15 protein-coding genes are annotated in these 20,010 nt (G+C 71.7%); 9 read left to right on the top strand and 6 right to left on the bottom strand.

Translation table 11 applies throughout. The features are described 5' to 3' along the window. Positions 1–2: 2 nt before the first annotated feature. From ABZ898_RS24305 to ABZ898_RS24295, 3 genes are all read right to left on the bottom strand, one after another. On the bottom strand, positions 3–1,019 hold the full coding sequence (locus ABZ898_RS24305) for a glutathione S-transferase C-terminal domain-containing protein (RefSeq protein ID WP_361662598.1): 1,017 nt from the start codon (positions 1,017–1,019) through the stop codon (positions 3–5). A gap of 136 nt (positions 1,020–1,155) precedes the next feature. Beyond that, positions 1,156–2,883 carry an ABC transporter ATP-binding protein gene (locus ABZ898_RS24300; RefSeq protein ID WP_361662660.1) on the bottom strand — a complete coding sequence of 576 codons (1,728 nt, stop codon included), beginning with the start codon at positions 2,881–2,883 and terminating at the stop codon, positions 1,156–1,158. Between the two features lie 369 nt (positions 2,884–3,252). Continuing rightward, a complete protein-coding gene (locus ABZ898_RS24295; protein ID WP_361662595.1) occupies positions 3,253–4,041 on the bottom strand; it encodes a hypothetical protein in 789 nt (262 codons plus the stop codon). 83 nt (positions 4,042–4,124) lie between these two features. On the opposite strand from ABZ898_RS24295, the gene ABZ898_RS24290 reads away from it, so the two are divergent. Next, positions 4,125–5,036 (top strand): aminoglycoside phosphotransferase family protein, encoded by a 912-nt coding sequence (locus ABZ898_RS24290; RefSeq protein ID WP_361662592.1) that lies wholly within the window; start codon positions 4,125–4,127, stop codon positions 5,034–5,036. 51 nt (positions 5,037–5,087) lie between these two features. Here the strand turns inward: ABZ898_RS24290 and ABZ898_RS24285 are convergent, their stop codons facing one another. The 3 genes from ABZ898_RS24285 to ABZ898_RS24275 all read right to left on the bottom strand — a co-directional run bounded on the left by ABZ898_RS24285 (position 5,088) and on the right by ABZ898_RS24275 (position 11,234). Further along, entirely contained in the window at positions 5,088–6,515 is a 1,428-nt protein-coding gene (locus ABZ898_RS24285; protein WP_361662589.1) for an alkaline phosphatase family protein, read from the bottom strand. A gap of 265 nt (positions 6,516–6,780) precedes the next feature. After that, positions 6,781–8,922 (bottom strand): family 16 glycoside hydrolase, encoded by a 2,142-nt coding sequence (locus ABZ898_RS24280; RefSeq protein WP_361662657.1) that lies wholly within the window; start codon positions 8,920–8,922, stop codon positions 6,781–6,783. Between the two features lie 50 nt (positions 8,923–8,972). Next, a complete protein-coding gene (locus ABZ898_RS24275; RefSeq protein WP_361662587.1) occupies positions 8,973–11,234 on the bottom strand; it encodes a ThuA domain-containing protein in 2,262 nt (753 codons plus the stop codon). On the opposite strand from ABZ898_RS24275, the gene ABZ898_RS24270 reads away from it, so the two are divergent. From ABZ898_RS24270 to ABZ898_RS24235, 8 genes are all read left to right on the top strand, one after another. Further along, positions 11,221–11,433, top strand: coding sequence for a hypothetical protein (locus ABZ898_RS24270; RefSeq protein WP_361662584.1), 213 nt, complete (start codon positions 11,221–11,223; stop codon positions 11,431–11,433). The genes ABZ898_RS24275 and ABZ898_RS24270 overlap by 14 nt on opposite strands. A gap of 218 nt (positions 11,434–11,651) precedes the next feature. After that, a complete protein-coding gene (locus ABZ898_RS24265; RefSeq protein ID WP_361662654.1) occupies positions 11,652–12,623 on the top strand; it encodes a multicopper oxidase domain-containing protein in 972 nt (323 codons plus the stop codon). Positions 12,624–12,779: 156 nt separating this feature from the next. Further along, a complete protein-coding gene (locus ABZ898_RS24260; protein ID WP_361662581.1) occupies positions 12,780–13,961 on the top strand; it encodes an ROK family transcriptional regulator in 1,182 nt (393 codons plus the stop codon). 136 nt (positions 13,962–14,097) lie between these two features. Further along, a complete protein-coding gene (locus ABZ898_RS24255; RefSeq protein ID WP_361662578.1) occupies positions 14,098–15,615 on the top strand; it encodes a sugar ABC transporter ATP-binding protein in 1,518 nt (505 codons plus the stop codon). Beyond that, positions 15,612–16,631, top strand: a complete 1,020-nt coding sequence (locus tag ABZ898_RS24250) for an ABC transporter permease (protein WP_361662575.1) — start codon at positions 15,612–15,614, stop codon at positions 16,629–16,631. The genes ABZ898_RS24255 and ABZ898_RS24250 overlap by 4 nt, the downstream gene beginning before the upstream one ends. A gap of 17 nt (positions 16,632–16,648) precedes the next feature. Next, positions 16,649–17,701 (top strand): substrate-binding domain-containing protein, encoded by a 1,053-nt coding sequence (locus tag ABZ898_RS24245; protein ID WP_361662572.1) that lies wholly within the window; start codon positions 16,649–16,651, stop codon positions 17,699–17,701. A gap of 61 nt (positions 17,702–17,762) precedes the next feature. Then, on the top strand, positions 17,763–18,977 hold the full coding sequence (locus tag ABZ898_RS24240; protein WP_361662569.1) for a Gfo/Idh/MocA family oxidoreductase: 1,215 nt from the start codon (positions 17,763–17,765) through the stop codon (positions 18,975–18,977). A gap of 14 nt (positions 18,978–18,991) precedes the next feature. Continuing rightward, complete coding sequence (locus ABZ898_RS24235) at positions 18,992–19,990, top strand: sugar phosphate isomerase/epimerase family protein (protein ID WP_361662566.1); 999 nt, start codon at positions 18,992–18,994, stop codon at positions 19,988–19,990. The last annotated feature ends 20 nt before the right edge of the window (positions 19,991–20,010 follow it).

Genomic DNA, 20,010 nt, shown 5'->3' with positions numbered 1-20,010 from the left:
CCTCATGCAGGCCGTCCCGCCGCGCTCACCAGCTCGTGCGGGGCGACCGGGCCGGGGGCCGTCCCCTCGCCGAACGGCCGGCCGCCCAGCTCCTCGCGGTGGTGCGGGCTCAGCCAGCCGGACAGGTCCGGCCCGAGCGGCACGATCCCGGTCGGATTGATCCCGGAGTGCACCTGGTAGTAGTGCCGCTTGATGTGGTCGAAGTCGACCGTGTCCCCGAAGCCCGGCGTCTGGAACAGGTCCCGCGCGTACGCCCACAGCACCGGGTTCTCCGCCAGCTTCCACAGATTGCACTTGAAGTGGCCGTGGTAGACCGGGTCGAAGCGGACCAGCGTGGTGAACAGCCGGATGTCCGCCTCGGTGATCGTGTCCCCGACCAGATAGCGCCGCCCCGCCAGCCGCTCTGCCAGCGCCTCCAGCCGCCGGAACAGCCGGGCGAACGCCCGGTCGTAGTCCTCCTGGCCGGAGGCGAACCCGGCCCGGTACACCCCGTTGTTGACGTCGTCGTAGACCTCGGCCATCACCTCGTCGATCTCGTCCCGCAGGGCCTGCGGGTACAGCTCCGGCGCGCCCTCGCGGTGCAGGGCCGTCCACTCGGTGGCCAGGTCCAGGGTGAGCTGCTGGTAGTCGTTGGTGACCAGCTCGCCGCTCGGCACGTCCACGATCGCCGGCACGCTCACCCCGCCGGGCGCGCCCGGCTCCCGCTTCTCGTACGCCTCCGCGAGGTACCGGATGCCGAGCACCGGGTCCCGGCCGCCGGGGTCCAGCGTGAACCGCCAGCTGCGGTCGTCCTGGACCGGGTCGGTGATCGCCATGGGCAGCGCCCGCTCCAGCCCGAGCAGACGGCGTGAGATCACCGCCCGGCTCGCCCACGGGCAGGCCCGCGAGACCACCAGCCGGTAGCGTCCCGACTCCACCGGCCAGCCGTCCCGCCCGTCGGCGGTGATCCGGTCCGTGAAGTGGCTCCGGGACCGCTTGAACTTCTTGTGACCGTAGGCGCTGTTGCCGTCGCCACCCATGTCGCCTCCTCGCCGCGCGGCACCCGGCCGCGCGATGTCCGCGCCACGCCCGCGGGACCCGCGTGACGCGTGCTTCACGTTCCGCCTGACGCGTTCCCCCTTTTCGCCGGGGGACCCCTGCCGGCCACCGGCCGCCTCACCTGTCCTGGGACAGGCGCAGCAGGTCGGCGAAGGTGCCGCCGGCGTGGACGAGATCGTCGTACGTCCCCTGCTCGGTGATGCGGCCCTGGTCCATGACGACGACCCGGTCCGCGATCCTGGTGTTCTCCAGCCGGTGCGTGATCACGATCGTGATCCGGTCGGCGGAGATGGCCTTGATGTGCTCGAAGATGGCGTGCTCGCCACGCGGGTCCATCTGGGACGTGGGCTCGTCCAGGATCAGCAGCGGCGGACGGCGGTACAGCGCCCGGGAGCAGGCGAGCCGCTGCCACTGGCCGCCGGACAGCTCGGTGCCGCCGAAGATCTCGCGGGCCAGGAGGGTGTCCAGACCGGCGGGCAACTCCTCCACGGTCGGGCGCATGCCGACCGCGTCCACCGCGTCCCAGACCGGGCCGTCGTCATGGCTGCGGGGCTGGCCGAGGGTGACGTTCTCCCGGACCCGCAGCGGCCACTGGGCGAAGATCTGCGGCACCAGACCGGTGTGGTCCCAGACGGACGCCGGGTCGGCGGCGGCGAGATCGGTGCCGTTCCAGACCACCCGGCCCTTGTCCGCCAGGTAGATGCCGGTGATCAGCCGGGTCAGCGTGCTCTTGCCGGAGCCGTTGACGCCGACGACCGCGAGGATCTCGCCGCGCCGCAGCGCCAGGGAGACACCGTCCACGGCGGGCCGGTCCTTGCCCGGATACCGGTAGCTGACCTCCTCCAGCCGGATCTCCTCCACCGGCGCCTGGACCGCCACGCCTCCGCGCCGGGGCGCCCGCTCCGCGGCGTGGTCGAAGAACGCCTGCATGTCACCGAGGTAGAGGCTCGTGTGGAAGACGGCCGCGCCCTCCACGACGAGCTGCGACAGCGCGGACAGCGCCGTCTGCACCGCGACGACCGCCGTGGCGGCGACCGCGGGGGCGACCCGGCCGGTGACGGCCAGCCAGGCGAGCATCCCCCAGGTCGCGGTCAGGAAGAGACCACCGGCGAGGGAGGAGAGCAGCGAGATCCACAGCGTCCTCGGGGCCGCGGCGAGGGTGCGCCGGTCCACCCGCTCGGACAGGGCCCGGTACCAGTACAGGAGGTAGTCGGTCATGCCGTTGGCGCGGACCTCGTCACCGTACTTCGGGGTCGTCGCCCACCAGCGGGTCATCCCCCGGACGTTGCGGTCGGCGATGTTGGCGTAGTGGATGTCGTAGTCCACCCGCGCGGTCAGCACCGCGCCGACGGCGGCCGGGGCGACGGCCAGCAGGAGCAGCGGCAGCACCAGCGGGTTGAGCACGGTGACGACCGCGCCCGCGGTGACCATCCTGATCAGGGCCGACATGAAGCGCTGGGCGTCCATCACCATCACCTGGGTGCGTGTCACGCCCATCTCGGCGGCTTCCTGCCGGTCGGAGAAGCCGTCCACCGCGCACGCCGCCGCCTCCACCCGGCAGACGGCACCGACCAGGGTGGTGTCCATGGCGGTCGTCAGCGGGGGCGTGACGCGGCGCTCGGCATAACGGGCGACGGCCAGCGCGGTGCGGGCCGCGGCACTCGCGCAGGCGACGACGACCAGAGCGGGCAGGGCCGCCCGCAGCCGGTCCGCCACCTCGCCCGCGCCGAGGAGCGCGCCCATGGCCCCGGCCGTGGCGGTCAGCAGGACGGCGGCCGACGCCCCGGTCGTCGCCTGGCAGCCGAGCAGCAGCAGGACGGCACGACGGTCGACGGCCCAGGCCATGGCCGCGATCCGGCCCAGCACACGCGGGAGTTGGGCGCACAGGCCACGGAAACTGGCCTCGCCGAGCGGGTTGACGGAGTAGTGGCCGGAGTAGGTGATCTCGGCCGGGGCGGGTGGTGGGACGGTACGGGACGATGAGCTCAACTGCGCGTCTCCCTGCGTGACGGAATCCGGTGGACGATGCGGGTACCGGGGTCAACGACAGGGAGCGGGATATCGAACACACGTGTTTCGGCCGCAGCGGAGTCCGTATCGGGAGGCGTGATTCCGGGAGACCGGGAATCACGTCGTAGGACTCACCGCGTCGCGCTCATGCGCGGCGCTGTCCGAATCGCCGCGGCCGATACGCGTGTGACGGATGAGTTCCGTTCAGTCCTTCAGGCGCTCACGGTCACCCATGATCACCATGGGCCGGTCGGCGGGGTCGAGGGTGCGCAGCAGGGTCTTCATGCCGGCCTCCGGGACGGTCACACACGCCGACGTGCCGTCACCGTGGTCCAGGTGCAGCCAGATGCCGCCGCCCTTCTCCACCCCTTCGGGCCGGCTCCAGTCGTAGGGCGGGGTGCCCGCGAGCCGGTTGTAGTTGATGGCGATGACGTGGTCGAAGTCGTGCGCGTGCGCCTCGTCGTCCTGGTCCACCGAGGCCGCGTAGGCGTTGTCGTCGTACCAGTACGGCAGTTTGCTGCCGGGGCCGCGCAGGGTGCCTCCGGCGTCGGTGAGGGAGAAGAGGCCCACCGGCGAGCGCTCGTCGTCGAGCTGATGGTCGGTCGTCCAGCCCCGGCGGCCGTTGTGCGAGGGCCAGCTCGCGGACTGCTTCCAGCGGGCGCCCTGCTTCTCGTACAGCACCGTGAGTCCCTCGGCGGAGTCCCGGTCGTCGCCGTAGACGACCACGAGCTGCCGGGTGGCCGCCGGGATCTGGCTGCCCATCCGCTTCCCGACACCGGGGACGCCCGTACCGGCGTCCGGGGAGGAGGAGCCGGACACGGCGGGGTTGCCGTTGCCCGCGGCACCGCCGGAACGGGACTTCTGGCCGGAGTCGCCGCAGGACGTGGTCACCGCCAGCAGGACACCGCACAGGGCGGCCGCGGATATGGCGTGCCGGGTGCCACCGTGCCGCGCGTATCGGGGATGGGACGGGGAGTCAGTGGAGTTCCGCATGATCAGAATCCTGTGGCGCGACCGGCGGGGCGCGCATCCCGGACCGGCATCCGGCCTAAGCGTCCCCTGTACCGTGGCTCCCCATGACAGTCACCGGGACGGACATCACGGCGGAGCTGATCCGGGACCTGCTGCGCGAGCAGCACCCCGACCTGGCGGGCCGCCCGCTGAAACTCGGCGCGCTCGGCTGGGACAACCAGGTGTGGCGGCTCGGCGACGACCTCGCCGTCCGCATGCCCTGGGCGACGGAGTCGGCGGACGGCCTGCTGCGCAAGGAACACGCCTGGCTGCCCTCGCTCGCCGACGGCCTGCCCCTTCCCGTCCCCGTCCCGCAGCGGCTCGGCGAGCCGAGCGCACGCTTCCCGCGCCCGTGGCTCGTCACCACCTGGGTGCCGGGCGAGCCGGCCGACCGCGCCCCCGCGAGCCGTCCGGACCTGGCGGCCGACGCCCTCGCCGCCTTCCTGACCGCCTTTCACCGCCCCGCCCCCGACGAGGCACCGGCGGGCAGGGACCGCGGGGGCCGGCTGGCCGACACCGCTGACGGTCTCACCGGTGCGCTCGCATGGGCCGCCGGACTCGGCCTGGTCCAGGACCCGGACGCGGTCCGCGCCGTCTGGGAGGACGCCGCCGCCGCGCCCGAGTGGACCGGCCCACGCCTCTGGCTCCACGGCGACCTCCACCCCGCCAACGTCCTCACCACCGACGGCACCTTCTCCGGCGTCATCGACTTCGGCGACCTCTTCGCGGGCGACCCGGCCTTCGACCTCGCCTCGGCGTGGATTCTGCTCCCGGACGGCGCCCTCGACCGCTTCCACGCCGCCTACCGCCCGGCGCCCGACCCCGCGACCCTGCGCCGCGCCCGCGGCTGGGCGGTCCTGCGCGCCCTGGCCGGCATCCGGATCGGCCACGCGGGCGACCAGGGCCTCCCCGGCGGCAAGCCGACATGGGGGCCGCCGGGGAGGGCTGCGCTGCGCAGGCTCACCGCGTCGCTCTGAACGCCGTCCGGGTCTGAGCCGCCAGGTGGCACAGGCCCCTTCGGTCCGCCGTCACACGTGCGGCCTGCGGCCGTGCTCCTGCCGGGGGAAGGTCTGGTCCGCCCCGGGCAGCGTGGGCTTCGGCAGCGTCGCCACCTCCTCCTTCGCCTTCTCGAGCTGCTCCGCCGTGTCGTCCGGCAGGCGCGGCGGGCGTGGGCGGCCGGAGCGGAAGCGGAACGCGCTGGTGAGGTCGCCGAAGGTGCTGCGGCGCCACTCGCTGATGTTGGGCTCCTCCACCCCGGTGAAGTGCTCCAGGAACCGCAGCGCCGAGGTGTGGTCGAAGGCCTCGGAGGCCACCCAGCCGCCCACGGTCCAGGGCGAGACGACGATCGCCGGCACGCGGAAGCCGCCCCCGATGGGCAGCCCCTGCACGAACTCGTCCGGCGTCCCCGCGGGCGGCACCGGCGGCGGCACGTGGTCGAACAGGCCGTCGTTCTCGTCGTAGTTGAGGATGAACGCGGTCTTGCGCCACACCTTCGGGTTGGACGCGATCGCCTCGATCTTGGAGGCGACGAAGTCGGCGCCGGCCGCCGGGAGATAGTCGGGGTGCTCCGACTGGAAGCTGGTCGGCATGATCCAGGACACCGCCGGGAGGCGGTCGTTGCGGGCGTCGTCCTCGAAGGTGCCCTCGGGCTGCGGGCGCACCCCGCGCTCGTACAGCTCTGAGCCGGGGGCGGCGTTCCTGAACGCGGCGAACTGCTCCAGCATGTTGCAGCCGTAGTCGTCGTCCTGCTGGTACACCTTCCAGCTCACCCCGGCCGCCTGGAGCCGCTCGGCGTAGGTCGTCCAGCGGTACGGCTGCGGCGCGGAGTTCCTGATGACCGGGCCGCCCCGCGTGCCGCCGGGGTCGAGCGAACCGGTCATCCACATCAGCCGGTTGGGCCAGGTCGGCCCGAACACCGAGCAGAAGTAGTTGTCGCAGACGGTGAAGGTCTCGGCGAGCGCGAACTGGAACGGGATGTCCTCGCGCGTGTAGTAGCCCATCACATAGGGGCCGTTGACGCCGTCGGCGGCACGGTGGGCGGGCAGCCACTGGTCCATCCTGCCGCCGTTCCACGCCTGGTGCTGCACGGACCAGGCATGGCTGGTGGAGGGGATGGCCTGGGCGCTGGAGGAGTGGGTGTCGAGGTGGAAGGGCAGCAGGTAGCCCTTGGGGTTCTGCGCGTCGGGCTGGTAGAAGACGCTGCGTCCGTCGTCCAGCTTCAGGGCGTGGGGGTCGGCGAAGCCCCGGACCCCGGAGAGGGTGCCGAAGTAGTGGTCGAACGACCGGTTCTCCTGCATCAGCAGGACGACGTGCTCGATGTCGCGCAGTGAACCGCCCGGGGGCGGTCCGGCGGCGACGGCCTTCTGGACGCTCGGCGGCAGCAGGGACAGCGCCGCGGCGCCGCCCAGCGCGCCCGCGGCCGATCCCAGGACTCTACGACGGGTCAACTCGGCCATGGCTGTCCCTTCTCGAGCGCGCGCGGCGCTCCTGCGGAGTGTCGGTCCACCCGGCCCGAAGGCCGGTCCGCCGGTCACTCTCCGCCCGTTCCGGCGGGACGCGTCAGGGGAAGGCGGTGAACATGTGGCCAACGCGCGGGAACGGCTTGACCAGGTCATGACCTTCAACTCCCGTACATCACACGGCAGTTGCCAAACGTTTAAAGAGCGCGACGGAAAGGGCCCCCACCGCGGGTGCGGTGAGGGCCCTTCGCTCTCCCGTGGCCTACAACTCCTTGATGCGGATGTCGCGGTACGAGATCACGTCCGTCGTGCTGTGCACCTGGAGCCCGATGTAACCCGTCGCGTAGCGCCGGCCGTCGGTGCCGGGGTCACCCGCGCGGGGCGGGGTGAAGACCTGGCCGCCGACGTTGTCGAACTCGTTGATGACGACGCCGTTGCGCAGGACCGTGAAGTGCTGGCCCTCCGCGCGGATCTCGTAGTCGTTCCAGGTGCCCTTCGGGGTGACCCCCGCACCGCCCAGGCCCACCCGGTCGAAGCCGTAGACCGAGCCGGTCTTGTACATGTCGCCGGTCGGGCTGTCGAGGATCTGGATCTCGTGCCCGTAGTTGATGGCGACCCACTCCGGCCGGGACTCCTCGGGGTGGTTGTGGACGTTCGGGAACCGGATGAAGACACCGCCGTTGGCGTTGCCCGTGCCCGGGGCGTCGTCGCGGAAGCGGAGCTTGAGCGAGAAGTCGCCGTACTTGCGCTCCGGGAACCACAGCATGCCCATGCCCGGCACGGTCGTGCTGCTGGTGATGGCGCCGTCGCCGGTCAGCGCGAACCTGCCGCCGCCGACCTGCTCCCACCTGGCCAGGGACGACTCGGTGCCGTCGAACAGATCGCGGTACCCGGTCGTCTGGCCGGGCTTGCCGATCTTCGACTGCTTGGCCGCCTTGGTGATCTTGTTGAACTCGCGCTGGTCGATGACACCGTCCGCCAGGAGCCCGTCGAGCACGCCGTCGACGTGCTTGAGGAACAGGGCCTGTGACGACCAGTCCTTCTCGTCCTCGATCAGCTCGTTGATGGTGCACCGGGCGCGGGTCATCCGGTTCGGCACGCCCGTGTCGACGGTGCCGACGATGACCGTCAGCCGCTCGTCGTACTCGGGGCAGGAGGGCGCCGGGACCCCGCCGCCCTGGGCGACGGTGAAGGTGACGCTCTTGGCCGCGGAGGTGTTCCCGGCCTTGTCCGTCGCCCGGTAGGCCACCGTGTGGAAGCCGAGCCGGTCCACGACCACGGCGGCCGCGTACTCCAGGTAGGGGCCGCCGTCGAGGGAGTACTCGACACGGGCCACCCCGGACGCGGAGTCGGAGGCGTTGACGGTCACCTTGGCGCTGGTCACGTACGCGCCGTTCGCGTTCCTGGTGCCGCTGATCGTCGCCGAGGTCTCCGGCGCGGCCGTGTCCTCGGCCGGCGGGGCCACGACCTTGAAGGCCACGGACTTCTCGGCCGCAGCGTTCCCCGCCTTGTCCGTCGCGCGGTAGCGCACGGTGTGCGAGCCGACCGCGTGCACCATCACCGGCGCGGTGTACGACTGCCAGGCGCCGTCCGCGCCGAGCGCGTACTCGACGGTGTTGACGCCCGACCCGGTGTCGGAGGCGGTCACGGTCACCGTGGCCATCGTCAGGTAGTTGCCGTCGGCGTCCTTCTCGCCGCTCACCGTCGCGGAGGTCTCCGGGGCGGTGGTGTCGTCCGTCGGCGGGGCGACCACACTGAAGGTCACGGACTTCTCGGCGGCCACGTTGCCCGCCTGGTCGGTGGCGCGGTAGCGCAGGGTGTGCGAGCCGACCTGGTCGACGACCACCGGCGCGGTGTACGCCTGCCACGGACCGTCGGCGCCGGCCGCGTACTCGATCGACTTCACCCCGGAGGCGTCGTCCGTGGCGGAGACGGTCACCGTGGCCGAACCCACGTAGGCTCCGTCGGCGTTCTTCTGCCCCTCTACCTTCGCCGAGGCCACCGGCGCGTTGGTGTCCTCGCCGCCGGGCTCGGTCACCGTGAGGATGCCCTGCATCTGGCTGTGGCCGGGAATGCTGCAGAAGTAGCGGTACCGGCCGGGCGTCAGCGTCACGTCGACGGTGTGTTTGCCCCCGCTGTCGTCGCCGGGGTTGGCCAGGATGTTCACCGGCACGTCGTGGTTGTACTCGGGGTCCGACACGTCGAAGGTCAGTGTGTGCGGCATGCCGATGTCGTTGCCGGTCGCGGTGCTGTTCTCGAAGACGAGGGTCGCCGCACCGGCCACCGCCGTCGTCGGGAAACTCGTGTACTGGTCGGTGCGGGAACTCGTCGTCCACGTCAGCACCTGGGCCGCCGCCCGGTCGCCGTCCCGTCCGTACGCGGTCGTCGCGGTGAGCCCCAGCATCAGCAGCAGCGCGCCCAGCAGCGCGGTGTACAGGCGCAGAGGTCGATGTCTCACTGTGCCGCCTTCCTGGCCAGATCCTTCGCGGCGGGAGTGGCCTCGCCGCCCGTGTACGTCACGCGCCACAGCGCGGACTGAGAGTCGGAGGTGAAGAAGCCGCGCCCGTAGTCCAGGACGTAGAGCGAGCCGTCCGGCGCGAACTTCCAGTCCATCAGGTTGCGGATGCCGCCCTGCCCGACCGGGATGATCTTCTTCAGCGACTCCGCCGTCACCGGCAGGCCGCCCTTGCCGACCGTCTTGGGGTCGGTCAGCACCGCGTGGCGCGGGTTGTCCGCGTCGTAGAAGTCACCGACGAACCACTTGCCGTCCCAGTACCGCGGCCACGCGTTCGCGCCGGCCGTCGCCGCGTCGTAGCGGTAGACCGGGCCGTCCATGGTGGCCTGGCCGCCGCCCTTGAGCCACGGCAGCAGATAGGTGGCCTCCTCGTTCTTGTAGCTGGGCACGCCCGTCGCGTCGCGCGGGAAGTCCGGGGCGCCCCCCTGCGGGGAGTACCAGATCGTGTTCCCGGTGACGGGCGGCAGGTTCACCAGGCCGTCGTTGTTCGGGGACTCGTTCTTCGGGGCGTTGCAGTCGTACCAGCCCAGCGGCTTCGCCGGGTCGGGCAGGTTGCGGTCGCGGTAGGGCTGCTTGTTGCCCATGCAGAACGGCCAGCCGTGATTGCCCGCCTTGGTGATCGCGGCGAACGTGTCGTACTTCGCCGGGCCCCAGGTGGTGCTGGGCGCGCCCGCGTCGGGGCCGACCCAGCCCGCGTAGAGGATGTCGGTCTTCTTGTCGACGGAGATCCGCGCCGGGTTGCGCACGCCCATCACGTAGATCTCGCCGCGGGTCTTCCCGCCGCCCTCGTCCTGCTCCCTGCCGGTGAAGAGGTTGCCCTCGGGCAGGGTGTACGTGCCGTCCGGCTCCGGGTGGATGCGCAGGATCTTGCCGTTGAGGTTGTGGGTGTTGCCCGCGGTGCGGCGGGCGTCCGCGAAGGACAGGCCCTTGTAGTTGGGCTGCGGGTTGTTGCCCGAGTAACCGTCGCTGAATCCGGACGAGTTGTTGTCGCCGGTGGCGATGTACAGGTTGCCCTTGGAGTCCCAGGCCATCCCGCCGCCCGCGTGGCAGCAACTGTGCACCTGGACGGGCCACTTCAGCAGGACCTTCTCCGAGGCCAGGTCGAGCTTGTTCGTGGTGCGGTCCAACGTAAAGCGGGAGACGCGGCGTTCGGCGATCTGCTTGTCGCGGTCCAGGCCGGAGTGCGGCGTGTAGTGCAGGTAGACCCAGCCGTTGGACGCGAAGCCGGGGTCCAGCTCGATGCCGAGCAACCCCTCCTCGACCTTGATGAGTTCGTCGCCGCCGCCCTTGTTGCCGAAGACGGTCAGGGCGCCCGCGAGCGTGACCTTCTTCGTGGCGGGGTCGTAGACGTGGATCTGGCCGGTGCCCTTGCCGATGTCGGGGTTGTTCCAGTCGGTGACCACCGGCGCGCCGTTCACGCCGCCGCCCCGGCCGATGTAGAGCACCCGCCCGTCCGGCGCGACGACCATGCCGTGCGGTTCGCCGATCTGGTCCTGCTGGCCGGGCTGGTTGGGCTGAGTGACGCGTACGGCCGAGTAGTTGGCGTCGATGGTCGCCTTGCAGTCGGCACGCGAGAGCCGGGTGGTCCACAGCAGCGCGCCCCGCAGGTGGTCGCGGAAGTCGGTCTCCGCGAACGACTCCACCGTGCCGCCCATCCCCGTGTAGAAGGACCGGCCGCCGGAGTAGTCCCGGCACCAGGACACCGGGTGGTCGACGCCGTTCGCCCCGGTTCCGGGCCGGTAGCTGCTCTCCCTGACCTTGGCGACGGTGTGCACCTTGCCGGTCGGGTTGCTCGTCCAGTTGAGCCACTTGTCGGGCCGCTTCCACTCCAGCGGCAGGTCCTTCGTGGCCGGATGACTCCGGTCGGGGATCTCCACGGTGGCCCGCTGGACGGTCGTGGGGCTGGAAGCCGCCGGGCGGGCGCCGATCAGACCGGTGAACCAGTCGGAGTACGGCTCGGTCCTGGCCGCGTCGTGGATGCCGAGGAAGCCGCCCCCGGCCTTCAGGTACGCCTCCAGGCCGGCTTCCTGCTCAGGGTCGAGGACGTCGCCGCCACCGGTCAGGAAGACCACCGCGTTGAAGGTGCCGAGCCGTTTCTCATTGGTGAAGACCGAGGCGTCGTCCGTCGCCACGGTCTTGAAACGCTGGTCGGCGGGACCGGACAGGCCGATGGACTCGACGGCCTCGATGCCCGCGTCCACGGTCGGCGACTCCTCGGTGGCCGAGGCGTGGAAGACCAGCACTTTCACGTTCTGGCCGCCCGGCGGCGACGGGAGCGACGACGCCCTCGGCTCGGGTAACGGCCTGGCCGTCGCGGCGGTTCCGCCGCTCAGCAGGGATGCCGCCAGGGTTCCGGCCGCCAGGGCCGCCGCCGCTGCCCGCCGGGATCTCGACCGGTGATGTGGTGCGCTCTGCATGGGTCACCCACCCTCCGTGGTCTCAGCAACAGCGCCAGAAGCTAGACGCCTTTCAACCACCCGCCAATAGCTACGGACGGAATCTCACCAACTTTGTCCTGGGTGTGGATAAACGGGATGAGCGGCTCTACCGTGACCGTCCCCAGGGGGCTCTCGCGCCCCGACCGTCTCCTTCACAGCAATGGAGAGACCGGTATGGCTCTGGACAGAAGGACTTTCGGGCGACGGATGCTGGCCGGGAGCGTGGTGGCCGCCACCGGCACGGCGACGCTGTCGGTGGCCTCCGCCCCCTCCGCCGCGGAACCGGCCCCGCCCACGGCCCCGGCGGGCGGCCAGGTGCGCCACCTCAAGCTCTACGCCGAGAAACTGCCGGGCGGCCAGCTCGGATACGGCCTGGAGAAGGGCAAGGCGACCGTGCCGGGCCCGCTCATCGAACTCGTCGAGGGCGACACCCTGCACATCGAGTTCGAGAACGCCACCGACGCGGACGCGAGCCTCCACGTGCACGGCGTCGACTACGACATCGCCAACGACGGCACCCGCATGACGGGCAGTCACGTCGAGCCGGGCGGCACCCGCACCTACACCTGGCGCACCCACGCGCCGGGCCGCCGCAAGGACGGCACCTGGCAGGCGGGCAGCGCCGGCTACTGGCACTACCACGACCACGTCGTGGGCACCGACCACGGGACCGGCGGCATCCGCAAGGGCCTGTACGGCCCGGTCGTCGTGCGCAGGAAGGGCGACATCCTGCCGGACAAGCAGTTCACGATCGTCTTCAACGACATGACGATCAACAACAGGACCGCCGGTGAGACCCCGGACTTCGAGGCCACGGTGGGCGACCGGGTCGAGATCATCATGATCACGCACGGCGAGTACTACCACACCTTCCACATGCACGGTCACCGCTGGGCCGACAACCGCACGGGCCTGCTGACCGGCCCCGACGATCCCAGTCGCGTCATCGACAACAAGATCACCGGCCCGGCGGACTCCTTCGGCTTCCAGGTCGTCGCCGGGGAACACGTCGGCGCGGGCGCGTGGATGTACCACTGCCACGTCCAGAGCCACTCCGACATGGGGATGGCCGGCCTGTTCCTGGTGGCGAAGCCCGACGGCACCGTGCCGGGCCACACCGGCCACCATTCCGCGGCCCACCACGCCCACTGACGTCCGTGTCCGCCCCCGACCTTTGTCCTGTGAGTGGAGAAAGTGGGTACGAATTCCCGCGCTACTTCTTCCCAGTCCCGGCAGCCGCTGCTACGTTCCCCCCGGACGAACGCGACGGACGGCCTGCACCGAGGCGGGGAGGGACTCGTGAGACGCATGACGGCACGACCCGCCAACGCCCACCAGGCCCGCCTGCTGCGCCTGTTGCGCGACGAGGGACCCAACTCCCGTGCCCAGCTCGGCGACCGGGTCGACCTCTCCCGCTCCAAGCTGGCCGTCGAGGTGGACCGCCTCCTGCAGACGGGGCTGATCGTGGCCGACGGCCTCGCCGCCTCGCGCGGCGGACGCCGCTCCCACAATCTGCGGCTCGCCCCCAACCTGCGCTTCCTCGGCATCGACATCGGCGCCACCTCGGTCGACGTCGCCGTCACCAACGCGGAACTGGAAGTGCTGGGCCACGTCAACGAGCCCCTGGACGTGCGCGAGGGACCGGTCGCGGTCTTCGAACACGTCCTGGCGATGGCGGCCAAGCTCCGCTCCTCCGGGCTGGCGGAAGGCTTCGACGGCGCCGGCATCGGTGTCCCGGGCCCCGTCCGCTTCCCGGAAGGCGTGCCGGTAGCGCCGCCGATCATGCCGGGCTGGGACGGCTTCCCCGTGCGGGAGGCGCTCAGCCAGGAACTCGGCTGCCCGGTCATGGTCGACAACGACGTCAACCTGATGGCGCTGGGGGAGCAGCACGCCGGGGTCGCCCGCTCCGTCGGCGACTTCCTCTGCGTCAAGATCGGCACCGGCATCGGCTGCGGCATCGTCGTCGGCGGCCAGGTCTACCGGGGGTCCACCGGCAGCGCGGGCGACATCGGGCACATCCAGGCCGTGCCCGACGGCCGGGCCTGCGCCTGCGGCAACCGGGGCTGCCTGGAGGCCCACTTCAGCGGCGCCGCGCTTGCCCGCGACGCCCTGGAGGCGGCCGGCCAGGGACTCTCGGCCGAACTCGCCTCCCGCCTGGAGCGGCACGGCACGCTGAGCGCCGTCGACATCGCCGCCGCGGCCGCCGCGGGGGACACCGTCTCGCTCGACCTCATCCGTGAGGGCGGCACGCGTACCGGCCAGGTCATCGCGGGCCTGGTCAGCTTCTTCAACCCCGGTCTCGTGGTCATCGGCGGCGGGGTGACCGGCCTCGGCCACACCCTGCTCGCCGCGATCCGCACCCAGGTCTACCGCCAGTCGCTGCCCCTGGCGACCGGCAACCTCCCCATCGTGCTGGGCGAGCTGGGCCAGAACGCCGGAGTCATCGGCGGCGCCCGCCTCATCAGCGACCACCTGTTCTCCCCAGCGTGACCACGCCGTAAGGCACCACCCGCCGGACGGCCGCAGGAAACAGCGCCACCGCACCGCTCTGCTCTGCCCAGGTCCGCCCGACCCCGTCGGCGTACCGCCCTGAAACAGGCCCGCACGCCCGCCGAGGGGAACACACATGGCACCAGAACCACCACTGCTCAGCATGACCGGCATCACCAAGGCGTTCCCCGGCGTCCGGGCACTCGACGGTGTCGACCTCGACGTCCAGGAGGGCGAGGTCCACTGCCTGCTCGGCCAGAACGGCGCGGGCAAGTCCACCCTCATCAAGGTCCTGGCCGGCGCCCACCAGCCCGACACCGGCACCGTCCAGTGGCGCGGCGAACCCGTCACCCTCCGCTCGCCCATGGCCGCCATGCGCCTCGGGATCGCCACCATCTACCAGGAACTCGACCTGGTGGAGCACCTGTCGGTCGCCGAGAACATCCACCTCGGCCACGAGCCCACCAGGGCCGGGTTCGTCCTGCGGCGGCGGACGGCACGCGACTCGACGGCCGCGCTGCTGCGCCGGCTCGGCCACACCGAGATCCAGCCGGGCCGCCTGGTGGGGGAGTTGTCCGCGGCGCAGCAGCAGATCGTCTCCATGGCACGGGCGTTGTCCCATGACGTACGGCTCATCGTGATGGACGAGCCCTCGGCCGCGCTCGACCCCGACGAGGTCGACAACCTCTTCCGCGTGGTCACCGGGCTCACCGCCGAGGGAGTCGCGGTCGTCTACATCTCCCACCGGCTGGACGAGATCCGCCGCATCGGCGACCGCGTGACCGTGCTCAAGGACGGCCGGGCGGTGGCACGCGGCCTGCCCGCGAAGACCACCCCGACCCGCGAGGTCGTCACCCTGATGACGGGCCGCGACGTCGAGTACGTCTTCCCCGAGCGGCCTGCCCGACCGGCTTCCGAGGAACCGGTGCTGGAGGTCAGGGGACTCGCTCGCGGCGGGGAGTTCGCCCCGCTCGACCTCGTGGTGCGGCCCGGCGAGATCGTCGGGATCGCCGGACTCGTCGGCTCCGGACGCTCCGAGATCCTGGAGACGGTCTACGGCGCCCGCAGGCCCGACACCGGACACGTCCTCGTCGACGGCCGCCCCGTCCGCCCCGGCAGCGTACGCGCCGCCGTCCGCGCCGGGATCGGGCTGGCCCCCGAGGAACGCAAGGCGCAGGCGCTGCTCATGCTGGAGTCCGTCACCCGCAACGTCTCGGTGTCCTCCCTGGCCCGCTTCGCCCGCGCGGGGTGGATCGACCGGGGCGCCGAACTGGGCGCCGCGCGCGCCGCCACCCGCGACCTCTCCCTGCGCCCGGACAACCCGTCCGTGCCCGTCCGCACCCTCTCCGGCGGCAACCAGCAGAAGGCCGTCCTGGCCCGCTGGCTGCTGCGCGGCTGCCGGGTGCTGCTGCTCGACGAGCCGACCCGCGGTGTCGACGTCGGCGCCCGCGCCGAGCTGTACGCCGTGGTGCGCCGCCTCGCCGACGAGGGCCTCGCCGTGCTGCTGGTCTCCAGCGAGGTGCCCGAGGTGCTCGGCCTCGCCGACCGTGTCCTGGTGCTGAGGGAGGGCCGGGTCGTGCACGAGGCGCCCGCCCGCGAACTCGACGAGCACCGCGTACTCGACCTCGTCATGGAAGGAAGCCCGGCGTCATGACGCAGCCCGTCTCCCCGCCCCGGTACGACAGCGGCAAGGCGCCCGCGGCCGCACGGCCCCCCGCCTGGCGCATCCTCGCGGCCCGCGCCGACGTGCGCACCCTGTCCCTGCTCGGAGTCCTCGCCGTCCTCGTCCTGATCGGCGGCATCACCAAGCCGGACGAGTTCCTCGACACCCGCAACCTCCAGCTCGTCCTCACCCAGGCGTCGGTCATCGGTGTCGTCACCGTCGGCATGACCTTCGTCATCACCTCCGGCGGCATCGACCTCTCCGTCGGCGCGATCGTCGCCCTCGCCTCGGTGTGGGCGACCACGGTGGCGACCCAGGAGTACGGCTTCGCCGGCATCCTCTTCACGGCGGTCGCCGTCGGCGTGGGCTGCGGACTGGTCAACGGCCTCCTCGTCGCCTACGGAGGCATGGTCCCGTTCATCGCCACCCTCGCCATGCTCGCCTCGGCGCGCGGACTCGCCCTCCAGATCACCGACGGACGCACCCAGATCGTCTCCGTCGACTCCGTGCTGAGCCTCGGCGAGCGCGACGCCTACGTCCTCGGCATCCCGCCGCTGGTCCTGGTCTTCGCCGTCGTCACCGTCATCGGCTGGCTCGTGCTGAACCGCACCACCTTCGGCCGCCGCACGGTCGCTGTCGGAGGCAACGCGGAGGCGGCCCGCCTCGCCGGCATCGACGTACGCCGCCAGCGCCTCTACCTCTACCTGCTCTCCGGACTGTGCTGCGGCATCGCGGCCTTCCTCCTGATCATCCTGGCCGGATCGGGCCAGAACACCAACGGCAACCTCTACGAACTCGACGCCATCGCCGCCGCGATCATCGGCGGCACCCTGCTCAGCGGCGGCCGGGGCACCATCACCGGCTCGGTGCTGGGTGTGCTGATCTTCACCACGATCACCGACATCTTCGCCCTGAACAACCTGCAGAGCGACGTCCAGCAGATCGCCAAGGGCGCGATCATCGTCGCCGCCGTGCTGGTCCAGCGCCGTACCGCGAGCACCTCCTGAGGAAAGGGTTCACCGCCATGCGACCCACCGCACCGACATCGCACACCAGCCGCAGAGGACTGCTCTTCGGGACCGCCGCCGTCGGCGCCGGGGCCTTCCTCGCCGGATGCACGAGCAACGAGCCGAAGGACGAGAAGACGGGCGCCGAGGACCGGCCCGCCGACGACAAGCCCGGCAAGCACGTCACCATCGGCTTCGCCGGCCCCCAGGCCGACCACGGCTGGCTCAACGCCATCAACGACAACGCCAAGCGCCGCGCCCGCACCTACTCCGACGTCACCCTGGAGATCACCGAGGGCTCCAACGACACTGCCGCGCAGATCGGGCAGATCGAGACCCTCATCAACAAGAAGGTCGACGTCCTGGTGGTGCTGCCCGCCGACGGCAAGGCCCTCACCCAGGTCGGCCTGAAGGCGATGCGCGCGGGCATCCCGGTCGTCAACCTCGACCGTGTCTTCAACACCCCGCAGGCGTACCGCTGCTGGATCGGCGGCGACAACTACGGCATGGGCCTCAACGCCGGGCACTACATCGGCGAGAAGCTCAAGGACACCCCGGACGCCCGGGTCGTCGAGCTGGCCGGCCTCGACAACCTGGAGCTGACCAAGCAGCGCACCAAGGGCTTCGACGACGCCCTCAGGAACTACCCCAACATCCGCAAGGTGGCCCGCCAGGCGGCCGACTTCACCGTCGAGTCCGGCCAGGCCAAGATGGCTCAGCTCCTCCAGGCGCAGAAGAAGTTCGACGCCCTGTGGAACCACGACGACGACCAGGGCGTGGGCGCGCTGCGCGCGGTGGAGCAGGCGGGCCGTGACGGCTTCCTCATGGTCGGCGGCGCCGGGGCGCTCTCCGCGTTCCAGGCCATCCAGCGGGACGACGGCGTGCTGAAGGCGACCGTCCTGTACCCGCCCACCATGTCCGCCTCCGCCATCGACCTCGCCCGCGCCCTCGGCCAGGGCAAGGGCGTGGGCGGCATGGCCGAGTACGAGATCCCGGCGTCCGTCACGCTCTACTCCGCCGTGGTCGACAAGGACAACGTCGCCCGGTACATGCCCACCGGCTTCCGGTGACGGGCCCCCGCCCCACCCGGGCGGCACCGCCCCGTACCAGGACGAGGAGAGGACCCACCGCATGGCACAGCCGCAGAGTTCAGCAGGGGAGCAGCCCGGGCACCCCGGCGCCGACGGCGCCCGTCCGGGCCCCGGGAGCAGGCCGCCGTTGCGCGTCGGGATGGTCGGGTACGCCTTCATGGGCGCCGCCCACTCCCAGGGTTGGCGCACGGCGGGCCGGGTCTTCGACCTGCCGCGCCAACCCGTCCTGTCCGTGCTGTGCGGCCGGGACGGACCGGCCGTGCGCGCCGCGGCCGACCGGCACGGCTGGTCCTCCACCGAGACCGACTGGCGTGCGCTGATCGCCCGCGACGACGTCGACCTCGTCGACATCTGCACACCCGGCGACAGCCATGCCGAGATCGCGCTCGCCGCCCTGGCGGCCGGCAAACACGTGTTGTGCGAGAAGCCGCTCGCCAACACCGTCGAGGAGGCGGAGGCCATGGCGCGGGCCGCCGAAGAGGCGTACGCCAACGGCCAGTTGGCCATGGTCGGCTTCAACTACCGCCGGGTCCCCGCCATCGCCCAGGCCCGGCGCATGATCACCGAGGGGCGGCTCGGGACCCTGCGGCACGTCCGGGTGAGCTATCTCCAGGACTGGCTGGTGGACCCGGAGTTCCCGCTGACCTGGCGGCTGCGCAAGGAGGCGGCCGGCTCCGGCGCCCTCGGTGACCTGGGCGCCCATGTCATCGACGTCGCCCAGTACCTGGCGGGGGAGAAGCTCGCCGGGGTCTCCGCGCTCACCGAGACCTTCGTACGCCGGCGCCCCCTGCCCACGGGCGGTCCGGGGCAGGTCACCGTGGACGACGCGGCCGTCTTCACGGGCCGGTTCGCCTCCGGGGCGCTGGCCTCCTTCGAGGCGACGCGGTACGCCACCGGACGCAAGAACGCCCTGCGGATCGAGCTGAACGGCGAACGGGGTTCCCTCGCCTTCGACCTGGAGCGGCTCAACGAGCTCTCCTTCCACGACGGCACCGAGCCGGGCGCGCACGCGGGGTTCCGCCGCATCCTGGTGACCGAGCCCGACCACCCCTACCTGGACGCCTGGTGGCCGCCGGGCCACGGCCTCGGCTACGAGCACACCTTCGTCCACCAGGCCCGCGACCTCGTGCACGCCATCGCCGAGGGGCACGTCCCGGTTCCCTCGTTCGCCGACGGCCTGGAGGTGCAGCGCGTGCTGGCCGCCGTCGAGGAGAGCGCCGCGAAGAACTCCGTCTACACCCCGATCGCGTTCTGAGGAGGCCCCGGCCGATGCCCCGCACCTTCACCCTGTTCACCGGCCAGTGGGCCGACCTCCCGCTGGAGGAAGTCTGCCGCCTCGCCCGCGACTTCGGCTACGACGGACTCGAACTCGCCTGCTGGGGCGATCATTTCGAGGTCGACAAGGCGCTCGCGGACCCCGGCTACCTCGCCTCCCGGCACGCCCTGCTCGACAAGTACGGCCTGAAGTGCTGGGCGGTCTCCAACCACCTGGTCGGCCAGGCGGTGTGCGACGCCATCATCGACGAACGCCACCAGGCGATCCTGCCCGCCCGGATCTGGGGCGACGGCGACGCCGAGGGCGTACGCCGGCGGGCCGCCGCCGAGATCGCGGACACCGCCCGGGCGGCGGCCGCCTTCGGCGTCGACACCGTGATCGGGTTCACCGGCTCCGCCATCTGGCACCTCGTCGCCATGTTCCCGCCCGCCCCCGAGGCGATGATCGAGCGGGGCTACACCGACTTCGCCGAGCGCTGGAACCCGATCCTGGACGTCTTCGACGCCGAGGGCGTGCGGTTCGCGCACGAGGTCCACCCCAGCGAGATCGCCTACGACTACTGGACGACCCGCCGCGCCCTCGAAGCGATCGGACACCGGCCCGCGTTCGGCCTCAACTTCGACCCCTCCCACTTCGTGTGGCAGGACCTCGACCCCGTCGGCTTCCTGTGGGACTTCCGCGACCGGATCTACCACGTGGACTGCAAGGAGGCCCGCAAACGCCTGGACGGCCGCAACGGCCGGCTCGGCTCCCACCTGCCCTGGGGCGACCCGCGCCGCGGCTGGGACTTCGTCTCGGCCGGACACGGCGACGTCCCCTGGGAGGACGTGTTCCGGATGCTGGCCTCCATCGGCTACCAGGGACCGGTCTCCGTCGAGTGGGAGGACGCCGGCATGGACCGGCTCCAGGGCGCCCCCGAGGCCCTGGCCCGCCTCAAGGCGTACGACTTCGACCCGCCGTCGGCCTCGTTCGACGCGGCCTTCGGCCACTGATCCCGCGCCGGGACGACGGC

Origin of the sequence: Streptomyces sp. NPDC046860, assembly GCF_040645115.1 — a bacterium.
GTDB lineage: Bacteria > Actinomycetota > Actinomycetes > Streptomycetales > Streptomycetaceae > Streptomyces.
This window is presented reverse-complemented; position numbering and strand designations above follow the sequence as displayed.